This window comes from Anoxybacillus gonensis, assembly GCF_001187595.1.
GTDB classification, from domain to species: domain Bacteria; phylum Bacillota; class Bacilli; order Bacillales; family Anoxybacillaceae; genus Anoxybacillus; species Anoxybacillus gonensis.
The window spans coordinates 1,248,114-1,259,355 of the sequence record NZ_CP012152.1; the positions used below are offsets into that span (position 1 = coordinate 1,248,114).

Annotated in this window: 13 protein-coding genes; 7 read left to right on the plus strand and 6 right to left on the minus strand. The window is 38.5% G+C overall.

The window, feature by feature from the left end; translation table 11 throughout:
• Positions 1 to 14: 14 nt before the first annotated feature.
• From AFK25_RS06595 to AFK25_RS06605, 3 genes are read right to left on the minus strand one after another with little or no spacing between them, the layout of a single operon-like run.
• Positions 15 to 1,052: an iron-containing alcohol dehydrogenase family protein gene (locus AFK25_RS06595; RefSeq protein WP_019418256.1), complete on the minus strand. Its 1,038-nt coding sequence runs from the start codon at positions 1,050 to 1,052 to the stop codon at positions 15 to 17.
• On the minus strand, positions 1,049 to 1,699 hold the full coding sequence (locus AFK25_RS06600) for an MtnX-like HAD-IB family phosphatase (RefSeq protein WP_009362697.1): 651 nt from the start codon (positions 1,697 to 1,699) through the stop codon (positions 1,049 to 1,051). The genes AFK25_RS06595 and AFK25_RS06600 overlap by 4 nt, the downstream gene beginning before the upstream one ends.
• 48 nt (positions 1,700 to 1,747) lie before the next feature.
• Positions 1,748 to 2,866: an NAD(P)/FAD-dependent oxidoreductase gene (locus tag AFK25_RS06605; protein WP_035065246.1), complete on the minus strand. Its 1,119-nt coding sequence runs from the start codon at positions 2,864 to 2,866 to the stop codon at positions 1,748 to 1,750.
• Between the two features lie 112 nt (positions 2,867 to 2,978).
• On the opposite strand from AFK25_RS06605, the gene AFK25_RS06610 reads away from it, so the two are divergent.
• On the plus strand, positions 2,979 to 4,673 hold the full coding sequence (locus AFK25_RS06610; protein WP_238148409.1) for a hypothetical protein: 1,695 nt from the start codon (positions 2,979 to 2,981) through the stop codon (positions 4,671 to 4,673).
• Between the two features lie 26 nt (positions 4,674 to 4,699).
• Here the strand turns inward: AFK25_RS06610 and AFK25_RS06615 are convergent, their stop codons facing one another.
• Positions 4,700 to 5,689 (minus strand): sodium-dependent bicarbonate transport family permease, encoded by a 990-nt coding sequence (locus AFK25_RS06615; RefSeq protein WP_009362694.1) that lies wholly within the window; start codon positions 5,687 to 5,689, stop codon positions 4,700 to 4,702.
• Between the two features lie 121 nt (positions 5,690 to 5,810).
• On the minus strand, positions 5,811 to 6,170 hold the full coding sequence (locus AFK25_RS06620; RefSeq protein WP_009362693.1) for a Na-translocating system protein MpsC family protein: 360 nt from the start codon (positions 6,168 to 6,170) through the stop codon (positions 5,811 to 5,813).
• 297 nt (positions 6,171 to 6,467) lie between these two features.
• On the opposite strand from AFK25_RS06620, the gene AFK25_RS06625 reads away from it, so the two are divergent.
• The 3 genes from AFK25_RS06625 to AFK25_RS06635 all read left to right on the plus strand — a co-directional run bounded on the left by AFK25_RS06625 (position 6,468) and on the right by AFK25_RS06635 (position 9,344).
• Complete coding sequence (locus AFK25_RS06625; protein ID WP_035065250.1) at positions 6,468 to 7,385, plus strand: diacylglycerol/lipid kinase family protein; 918 nt, start codon at positions 6,468 to 6,470, stop codon at positions 7,383 to 7,385.
• Positions 7,386 to 7,499: 114 nt separating this feature from the next.
• A complete protein-coding gene (locus AFK25_RS06630; protein WP_019418261.1) occupies positions 7,500 to 8,477 on the plus strand; it encodes a permease in 978 nt (325 codons plus the stop codon).
• A gap of 6 nt (positions 8,478 to 8,483) precedes the next feature.
• Positions 8,484 to 9,344, plus strand: a complete 861-nt coding sequence (locus AFK25_RS06635) for a TIGR03943 family putative permease subunit (RefSeq protein ID WP_100215879.1) — start codon at positions 8,484 to 8,486, stop codon at positions 9,342 to 9,344.
• A gap of 119 nt (positions 9,345 to 9,463) precedes the next feature.
• Here AFK25_RS06635 and AFK25_RS15105 read toward each other — a convergent pair whose 3' ends face one another.
• Entirely contained in the window at positions 9,464 to 9,640 is a 177-nt protein-coding gene (locus tag AFK25_RS15105) for a hypothetical protein (protein WP_165569759.1), read from the minus strand.
• Positions 9,641 to 9,829: 189 nt separating this feature from the next.
• Here AFK25_RS15105 and AFK25_RS06640 point away from each other — a divergent pair, with 189 nt between their 5' ends.
• The 3 genes from AFK25_RS06640 to yidC are packed head-to-tail and all read left to right on the plus strand — an operon-like array spanning position 9,830 to position 11,212.
• Positions 9,830 to 10,117, plus strand: coding sequence for a MerR family transcriptional regulator (locus AFK25_RS06640; RefSeq protein ID WP_006323413.1), 288 nt, complete (start codon positions 9,830 to 9,832; stop codon positions 10,115 to 10,117).
• A 45-nt stretch (positions 10,118 to 10,162) separates the two neighbouring features.
• A complete protein-coding gene (locus tag AFK25_RS06645; RefSeq protein ID WP_020424589.1) occupies positions 10,163 to 10,441 on the plus strand; it encodes a hypothetical protein in 279 nt (92 codons plus the stop codon).
• Between the two features lie 24 nt (positions 10,442 to 10,465).
• Entirely contained in the window at positions 10,466 to 11,212 is a 747-nt protein-coding gene (gene yidC / locus AFK25_RS06650; RefSeq protein WP_035065253.1) for a membrane protein insertase YidC, read from the plus strand.
• The last annotated feature ends 30 nt before the right edge of the window (positions 11,213 to 11,242 follow it).

Here is an 11,242-nt window from a genome sequence, read left to right on the forward strand (position 1 = left end):
ATCAATTATGTGCGTTATACGAAAATCTCTTGTAAAATAGGGTCTTCGTCAAGAAGTTGAATGGCGCGCTTACGATATTGTTCATCATGAATATACGTATAACGGTTTGGCTTGATCGTTGGTGCGATGTCGATCGCTTCTCGATATTCTTTTTTATTTAAACGTAATGTTTTAACGTAGTCAAAAAATCCGGTACGTGTAAACACTTTTGTAATGCGTTCCGCCCGATGTTGTTGTACGTGTGCCATGATATACGTAGCGATCCCGACTTGAATGCCATGCATATGCGGTGATTCGCTAATTTGATCGAGCGCATGGGAGATTAAATGTTCAGATCCGCTAATGGGTGCACTATTTCCACTAATAACTGTTGAAATGCCGCCCATTGTTAAGGAACTAATTAATTCTTTTAAAAAAATGGGATGCTTAATGTTTTGCATCGGCGTACGAATGAAGCTATTGACTGCTTTTTTACTGATCATCGCCGCAAAAGCGTTTACCCGACTGACTCCATGGTTTTGTTCAAATTCCCAGTCATACAACGCCGTAATATTGGACATTAAGTCCCCAACGCCTGCTAAAATAAAACGATTCGGTGCTTGTTGAACAATATGTAAATCAGCTAAAATCCCGAATGGTACTTTAGCGGGAACGGTTGTTTTTTTACCATTGACAAGTAACGAGCAGTTTGTGCTTGCAAACCCGTCATTTGACGCAGATGTCGGTATGCTAAGAAACGGCACTTGTCGTAAAAACGCCATATATTTACCGCAGTCAATGACTGCTCCGCCACCCATCGCCATCATGACATCACAGTGAGGAAGTTCAAACGCCTTTTTCATAATGTCGACGATATCAAGCTGCGGTGGTAAGAAAACAGTATGAACAGAAGCAGATGAAATGGCTCGCTTCATTTCGTTCTCGTACGTTTGGTAAGTGAAATCATCAAATAAGATAACAGCTTTGGAAAAACGATACGTTTTCATCAGCTCGTCGATGCGCCAAATGACACCTTCGCCAATTTCAAGAATGGATGGAATGGGGATGTTCATTTCAATACTCCTTTTTCTTGTAAATAACGTTCAACGTCCGCAAATGTGTTCACAGGAACAAAAGGAATATGTTGTTCGCGCAACAACGATTGCAAAGTGCCTTTTGCAAATGTGACATCTGCGACTTTCGCTGCATGAACATCTGGTTCACTATCGCCGATAAAATAAACCGTTTTGTACGTTTGTTTTAATGTGCGAACGACACTTGATTTATCGATGCCGTATCGTTCTGAATAATGAATATGATTCGGATCGATGCGCATATGAATATTTTTATCGTGATAATACCCTTCATTAGAAAAAATGTCTACGCCATGTATATTGTATTTTTTTAAAATATGGCGAATATAGTAATCCGTCCCCGCACTTAGCACGTAAAAATCGCCCCCATTTTGCTGGATGCGTGTAATAAAGGGTAAAACCGTTTCGTCAATCGGAATGTGATAAATATCTTCAATAATTTTTTCTTCATCTTGATGAATGGATGTAAAGACGGTGCTTAAAAAGTCAATATCTTTCATTTTTCCGTCACGCCATTGTTGAAACAACTGTTTACCTTCAGGAAAATATTTTTCAATAACGATCCAATAAAAGTCTTGATGAGAGATCGTTCCGTCAAAGTCAGAAACAAATGCCCATTTGTTCATAAGAAAACCTCCGCTTTCAATAGGATATGTCATTAAACAGTACGTTCGTCAAAGAAATCGAATCGCCTGAGCGACATCGTAGTCGCTTCGTTGTAATGAGGTAGATTGCCCGAGAATCATTTTGGCTAGTTCGAAGCCAACGTATGGTCCTGCAGTCAAACCGGATGCCCCAAGGCCGTTTGCAACATAAAGACCTTCAATTTGTGGGACGGCACCGAATACAGGTAAAAAGTTCGGTGCGTGAGGTCGGAAGCCGACACGTGTTTCTACGTGAGTCCAATCAGCAAGATGGGGGGCGACGGTTAACGCTTTATGTAACACTTCATATATTCCACCAGCAGTCACGCGACAATCGATGCCAACACCATCTTCATGTGTAGCTCCAACGACAATTTTTCCTTTTGGGAAGGCGAGTATATATTGGTTGTTTGGTGGCATGACGACAGGCCAATGATCAGTATGTTGCTCAAGGTTTTGTAGATGGACGATTTGTGCTCGCTGTGGGGTAATGAGAAAATCGATACTTAGCGGTAAAAGTAACGATTTCGCCCAAACACCTGCCGCAACAATGACAGCATCCCCTTCGTAACATTTATTTGCCACTGTAGCACCAATGACTCGGTTATTTTTATGTAGAAGTGTCGCACTTCCTTTTATATATGTTGCCCCTAATTGAATAGCAGCATGAATAAGAGAACGTCGCAATGCACGTCCGTCCACTCGAGCAGCTCCGCTTACATATAATGCTTCGTATTCGTCACTTAATACAGGAAATCGTGTTTTTACGTCTTGCGAAGATAGACGAATAATCTCCCCAATTTCAGGTGCTTCTTCACGCCGGTTGTACAAACGCTCTTCCATGCTTTGTAACTTATTATGATCATGATGTAAGCAAATTGCTCCGACACGCTTGTATCCTGTTTGGTGACCGTATGTTTGTAATTGTTCAATGAGATGGGGATAAAATGCCGCACCGCCTTTGGCAAGTGCATACCACTTTTTATTTCGCCGTTGTGACGTCCACGGGCAAATGATTCCTGCTGCCGCATCTGTTGCTTGCCCTCGGTCTTCACGATCGATCAAAATCACCTGCACTTTTTCTTTTGCTAGGTGAAAGGCGACAGAAGCACCAACAATTCCAGCCCCGATGACGATATAACGATTCATTGTTCACACCTTCTTTATTTCATTTCGCATCATTAACAATAACATAATCTTTATATTGTCGCTAATCATTTCTCATTATAAAATAGAGGGGTTAACAAATGATGTCATTGGGGTGTATAGATTGACGACGGTTGACTTACAACTAAAGCAAATTATGCGCGATTTAAAACATGACGATCCACAAAAGCGATATGAGGCTTTGTGTGCGCTTGAACAATTATCAGAAGAAGAGATAGAACTTCAAGCTACGTTCATTCGAAAAATGATTGCATATGCGGCAGAAACGTTTCCTGATCCAGTTGATGAATGGGATGATCCAAGCTACTATGTACTTCAGTTTTCGTTATATTTTTTTAGCGCGCAGTTTGTTCCTGATATTCTCGAACATTTTGCACGTTTTAGTCCTGCGGCGAAAGAAATGGCTTTTCGTTACATATGCGAGTTAGGGGATGAACAATATGATGATGCGCTATATCATATTGTTCATAGCGAGTTGAAACAGCAAACATTTTCCATTCCATGGGAACAACTTCTCCATCGAATGAAGGTCATTAAAAAGGTTATCGATTGCGATCATGCTCACTTACCATCAGATCTTTTTTGCTGGTTATTGCTTCATTTGCATCGCGCAGAGGTACCTTGTCATTTGCAGCGCGACAAAATTGTTTCCATACTTGTTCGACAGTATTGTCAAACGAAAGAAATGTATGAACAGTATGATGCAGACTATAATCCGACGTTTGTCTTTCGATTTTGGAGGGAAAATTATTTATCCGTTCGATCCGATATGCATGTGTGCCTTTGTTTGATGGAATTTTATTACAATGAACAAATAGCAACTTTGTTACAAGAGGCGTTATCGTTTCGTGATCCGACTATTCAAGCACGCGCGATCGTTACTTCTTTACGACATCATATCATTGTTAATGATGATGTTATTTTTACTTGTGCAAACAATATTGAAAGTGCAGATTTATTATATGAAGAAATGAAACGTATTGGAAAACAACAGCTGTTTCCGATGGAATTCAATCACCCAGCTCATTTTGCGAAAAGCCATTTATTTTATGTATTGACTCATGAATATGATGTGGTTCCGACCGATATAAAGGTCATCGATTATGTTGAGATAGAAAATGAGTATGGTGAAAGAATTCGCTATTATCTCCTTTCTTTTGTTGATGAACAAGAAGTATACATCGCTTGGATTGGAATGTATGTTCAACATAAAAATAGAGGAAGTATGTTTGAATATACGTATGTACCATTTATTCGCTTTCAGCAATATGAAATTGGGGAGCATAAAAAGCAATTTATTGAACAATTAAAGAAAGAACAACAAATCGAACATACGTTGTTCCAACGACAGTGGTCATTTCGTTGGACAAATATGTTATCTTATGCTGTATTGATGTTGTTTATTTGTTCACGCTGGCTAGTGGCAGTTGAAGAAAAAAGTGTGTTTTTATATGTTCTTTCCTTTTTGTTAACCGCATTAGGAATTGTTTTTGTTGTAAACGATTGGAGAAAACGAAATAGAGAAATTGTGCTCACAACGAAAAAATTGATGTACGCTGACCGATGGGATATACGAGAAATTCCTCTCCATCAAATAAAACGAGTGACTTTTGAAAAACGTAAAAATCGTTATCATATATTTCAAAGAAAAAGTGAGCACATTGTTATATATGATGAACGCCATGAACAATTCGCTTTTCCGAAAGATGATATAAATGAAGAACAGTTCGTTCTTCTCCTTCGTCACGCAACGAATCATTTACAACAACCACCACATATTCAAAAATAGAAAAGCAAGGGACGCCCCTTGCTTTTTCAATAAAACCATTTAGCCATTTCATAATATAGTGGCATGCCGATCGTTAAGTTAAACGGAAATGTAAGCCCGAGTGCCATGCCAAGATAAATCGCAGGATTTGCTTCAGGAACGGATGCGCGCATCGCTGCTGGAGCAGCGATATATGAAGCACTTGCAGCAAGCACGCTAAGTAAAATGGTTCCTCCCAAAGATAGCCCTGAATAATAACCGATCACCACTCCTAAAAACCCGTATACAGGAGGTAAAAGAATACCTAATGCGAGCAGTTTGATCCCATATTTACGTACGGCTGCAAGTTGATTTCCTGCTGTTAATCCCATCCCTAGTAAAAAGAGGACGAGAACACTTGGGTATAAATCAATAAACAACGGTTTAACAATCGTAAGGGCGCGTTCGCCGCCGATTAACCCAACGAGAAGGCTACCGACCATTAAAAAGACGCTTTTTCCAAATAGTCCTTCTTTAATGATCGGTCCGTATACAGATGTAGCTGAGAAACGATATACTACTTCTTGCTTATATGAGCGATTTTCTAACAATTTCAATATGACGAGCGACACGATAATTGCAGGGCTCTCTAATAAGACGACAAAGGCATTCATATAGCTTTCGTATGACATATTTGCTTGTTCAACAAAAGCAAGTGCGGCACCAAACGTAACGATGCTAACGGATCCGTAAGTCGCTGCAATGCCGGTTGCATTTTTGCGATCAATACCAAGACGACGGCAAATCGCAAACGTCATAATTGGAATAATCACACCAAGTGACAACGTTCCAACTAACGGGCGAATAAGTTCATGAAAAGAATGTTCTGCAAGTTCAATGCCGCCCTTCATTCCGATTGCGATTAACAAATAGATGCTTAACGATTCATTTAACCCGGTAGGTAATTTTAAATCTGATTTGACAAGAGCAGCAATAATGCCGAGAATAAAAAATAAAATGGCTGGGGATGTTAAATTGTTGATCACCATTTCTTGCATGCTAATCCTCTCCTTTATGTTTCTTTTTTTATATTCAACAAAAAAACCGGAAACATTTTTCGACGCGATCGAAAAATATTTCCGGCTTATCTTTTACTGACCGCCATGGGCCTTTAAAAGATCAACCTTGTATATCGATTGGTTCTTGTAATAAAAAGACGATCATTCGTTCTCCTGTTTTTGTGCTAATATCTGTATGCATGCTTGTTACTTGCTTACCTGTCAATGTATAAATCATTTGTTTTAGATGCTCGCTACCTGACTCGATTAAATCTGCGCGAATGCGTTTAATCGACAACATCCCTTCTTTTGTTTCGCACAATACTTTTTCAGCAGGAGTTAAAATACCGCGCAACTGTACGATGACCATATTTCGTAAAATATCTGTTTTCACAGAGAGTGGACCGCGGCCTAAATATTCTTTTTCCCATTGGGTGAGCGCGCGACTAATTTGATCTTCTAGTTCTCCTTTTGTTTTCACGTTGATCCCCCTTTAGAAACAAAAAACGGCATGCCTCACATATAGATTGAAGTGAAACATACCGATGTATTTTTAGCTCAACTCGTTTCGGCGTCAGTCCTTTCGTTTTCGCCATGTCGCCATGTCAAAAACGCTAAGACAAAACTAGGAAACGAGTTTGCTATTAATCGTTCGGTGTAACAATTTGTTTTTAATTGTATAAGGCTTTAAAAAGTATGTCAAGGGAAAAGATTGATGTCATACATGTATATGCCATGGTAAAATGAAAGGAAAGGGTTAGAGAATGGGGGAGAAGGTTTGGTACTATATTTTATTGTAAATCCTTCAGCGAAAAATGAGAAATGTAAAGAAATATGGAAAAAAATCGAACGAACACTTCGAGATCATCACATTCGTTATCATGTTGTATTTACACAAAAACAAGGAGACGGAACGAAGCTAGCGAAACAAATCGCTGGACAAACGCATGAACCGTTTATATTAATTGCAGTTGGTGGAGACGGAACGATCCATGAGGTGATGAACGGTGTTGAAATGTATGATCATGTTACTGTCGGATACATTCCAGCTGGAACAGGAAATGATTTTGCCCGAGGGATAAACATCCCGATAACGTGGAGAAAAGCGCTTAGTCAAATGTTATTACGTGTGAAGGATATGCATGTCGAACCGTATGATATCGGAACGTTTAAAGGTGTGAAACAAGGTGTTTTTGTGAATAGTGTCGGTTGTGGATTCGATGCACATATTTCACGAAAGGTGAATCATTCGAGATGGAAACATCTTTTGAATAGATTATATTTAGGAAAGTTTGTTTATGTGTTTTATTTATTGAAAGAGTTGTTTATATATAAACCGACCGTTGTGCAATTGACAGTTGATCAAAAACAATATACGTTTTCGAATGCGTGGCTTGTCACTGTTGCGAATCATCCGTATTATGGCGGTGGAATGAAGATTGCTCCATTTGCACAGTCAAATGATCAATATTTTGATGTAGTTGTTGTCGATAATATATCCCGTCTAAAATTACTCGCTTTATTTGTGACGGTTTTTTGGGGTGGTCATATAAGGATGAAAGAAGTACATACGTTTCAAGGGAAATATATTCATATTTGCAGCAATATGTCTCTTCCTCTCCATGCAGATGGCGAGCAAATTGGCGAAGGCGAAATTACGATTTCAGTAAACAAACAAATACGTGTGCTGAAGTAGCCCGAATGGATGTTCATCTATTCGGGATTTTATTTTGACAAGAAAAAAGTTGTATGTTAAAAGATAGACAAGCATATAAAGAAAATAAGAATCATTCTTTTTTGGAGGGTGGATATGGAGAAAGTGGTTGATAAAAAAGGGGATTTAGCTTCATTAATATTGTTTATATTGATCATGGTCTTATTTTTATTTGGGGATGTTCTTGTTAAGGGAGTAAACGTTCCTTCATTTACTTTACAAGTAGGAACAATTTTTTTAAGTATCTTGTTGGAGGCTATTCCGTTTATTTTATTAGGTGTATTTGCTTCTTCATTAATTCAGACGTTCGTTTCGGAACAGATGGTACAAAAGTGGATTCCGAAACGCCCATTAGCTGCACTTGTTCCAGCGGCAGTTGTTGGTGCCCTGCTACCTATTTGTGAATGTGCCATTATTCCTGTTGTTCGTCGACTCATCGCAAAAGGAATGCCGCTTCATGTAGGGGTAGTTATTATGGTAACGGCACCGATTTTAAACCCTGTTGTATTTGCGTCTACGTACTATGCGTTTTCGTCAAATATGTCTATCGTTTATGGAAGAATGGGCATTGCATTTGTTGCGTCTTTGATTATTGGTTTAATTGTTTATGTTATTTTTCAGAATCATTTGCCATTAAAGTCGATTAAGCATTCACATGATCATCATGTAAATAGTCGGCTAACAGCAACGTTGACTCACGCAATTGATGAGTTTTTTGATGTTGGTCGCTACTTAATTATTGGTGCATTTGTCGCTAGTTTCTTTCAAGTTGTGATTAATCGTGAAATATTAGTTGAAGTTGGACAACACGAAATAATTGGTCCGGCTTTAATGATGGGGCTTGCTTATGTGTTGTCACTTTGTTCAGAGGCAGATGCGTTTGTTGCGGCATCGTTTACATCGACATTTACTCCAGCGTCTCTGTTAGCATTTTTAATATATGGTCCAATGATTGATTTTAAAAATACGTTAATGATGCTTGCATATTTTCGGCGAATATTTGTCGTTATATTTATCGGTGTTGTGACGACTGTTGTGTATGTGTGCATCTATATATTTCACTTCATAGGATGAGGAGGGATGATGATGATTCGAGGTGTTTTATTGTGTGGATATGCTTTATTGTTTATCAAATTATTATTAAGCGGGAACTTGACAAACTATATCGCCCCTAAAATGTTACCTTTTATTTATTTTGCAACGTTCACACTTTTACTACTTGGAAGTATACAAATATGGAGAAAGGAAGAGGATAGATGTTGTCATCATTGTGAAGGGGGGCATCATGTTCCGAAAACAGTCGGACAAAGCATACGAGTGTATGGAGTGTTTATTGTTCCTTTGCTTATCGGTTTTATGTTTTCGAACTATGTACTAGATAGCTCACTTGCAGCTAAACGTGGTGTGCAGTTAGGTGGAAGAGAAATAAGTGAAGAAAATAAACAGATCGTCGAACAGTTTTTAGAAGATCCAGAAGGATATATGGAAAATATTGATGAGCAAATTGAAAATATTATGCAAGATGAAGGTATGGAAAAAGTTGAGAAACAAGAACAGTTAAAAGAAGATTTGTTAGAGGCGCAAACAGTTGTTGTAAACGATGACAAGTACGTATCAACGTTAAATTTCATTAACGAACAAATCGATGCTATGATTGGGAAAAGAATTGAAATTACAGGATTTGTATTTCGGGAACGTGATTTTGCTGCAAATGAGTTCGTTGTTGCACGTTATGGATTAACTTGTTGTGTGGCTGATGCAACCGTTTATGGGATATTAGTAAAAACAGACGAGGCAGCAAAGTGGGAAAACGATACATGGGTAAAAGTTGAAGGGATTATTGATGAAACGACATACAGAGAAAGGTTTGTTCCCGTAATCATAAAGCCAAGTGTCACCGTTGTGAATGCGCCAGAGCAACCGTACGTATATGAGTATTAAAGGCTCTTAGCGCTAAGAGCCTTTAATACTTGTTTTGCATATGCCGCAATATTTCATAGGCGCGATCGCCAAGAAGTGCAAGGAGTTGCTCGAATATCGCGTCTCGCTGCAGATCAAGCTCAATAATTTGTTTCGCTAAATCTATCGCTTTCTTTTCCATTGGCAATCTCCTTTCGAAGTTGTTCATATTTTTTTCGCAGTTCTGCTAATGTCCAATGATGTATTTCTCCTCCTTCATGCAGTTTGTCGATATAAAATTGTTTTTGTTTCATCGTTATTTGCAGAAGGGTTCCCATGTTCTTTCCTCCTTCCGTCATTTATTTGATAATCATTATATCTATTCTCTATATTGTAAACAGCATTTTTGTTACTTTTTATAACACGAATAATGAATTTTGTTAATTTTTATAACAAAATTCATTTCAATATTCATAAAATACAGTATATTAATGTTATGAAATGTAACGTACATGAGGAGGATGAGGATGGAATCGTATAAACATAAAAAAGTCATTTCGATTGGTATTGTTAGTGAGTTAACAGGTTTGTCACCGAGACAAATTCGGTATTATGAAGAACGCCAACTTATTTTTCCTGATCGATCAAAAGGAACGAGAAAGTATTCCTTTGCTGATGTTGAATGGCTTGTTGAGATCGCAAACAAACGCGAGGAAGGAGTGCAAACACGAGAAATTCGTTATGAAATGATGAAAGAAATTCGTGAAACGATGAGAAAAGGACAAATCAACGCGCATTTTCGTTCTCGTATGTAATTTTCTCTTCTCCATGTTATAATTGATAGGGGAAGGAGAATGGTCATGTTTATGGAGTTTTCATTCGATGTATTTACGTATGTATCGCTCTTCAGTATGTTCGTTGTGGCGATGACGTGCTATGTGACGCGACAAGTAAATTACCCGATCTCCATTCAACGATTCGTTCCATACGATGTAAACGTCTGTGTGAAGACGAGCGATGCGTATAGATATATGTCGTTACACGTGCGATTTGTTACATTTCAACAGCGGAAAATTCCGATTGATGAACGATCGTATGCGAGTGATGAAGAAGGAAGGACACTCCTTGTTTGCTTATGATAACAAACAAGGAGGAGTAAAATAATGAAAAAATGGATTATTTTATTTTTTGTATTTTTATTAAGTGCATGCAATCGAAATGTACCAATTACAGAACATAGTCAAGGTGTATGGGATCACTATTTTGTTTACCCGATGTCAAAGCTATTACTGATGCTTGGACACGCATTTCAAGAAAATTACGGACTCGCTATTATTGCATTGACGATTGTTGTTCGCTTTGGATTGCTTCCGCTGATCATCAAACAGTTTCGTGCCAATATTGCGATGCAGCGCATTCGCCCGGAAATACAAAAACTTCAACAAAAATATAAAGGCACAGACATGGAAACGCAAAGAAAGCTACAGCAAGAAATGATGCAACTATATCAAAAACACGGTGTCAACCCAATGAGCGGTTGTTTACCGATTTTTATTCAAATGCCTATTTTTATGGCGCTGTATTACGCAATTTCGCGAACGGAAGAAATTAAACTGCACTCGTTTTTATGGATGCAGCTCGGTCATCGCGATCCGTATTTCATTATGCCGATATTAGCAAGCTTAACGACATTTATTTCGATGCGGTTATCTCCGACTGCTACAACAGCAGAAGTGGCTACACAAATGAAAATGATGTCATATATTATGCCTGTTATGATTTTCATGGGAGCGAGTTCTGTCCCTTCGGCTTTGTCGCTATATTGGGTCGTTGGTGGATGTTTTTCAATTATTCAGTCGCTTATCATGCGTGCACAATGGAAAAGATACGATACAGAAGTTGCCAAATAACCTGCTCGCTAGCTGAGCAGGTTTCTTTTC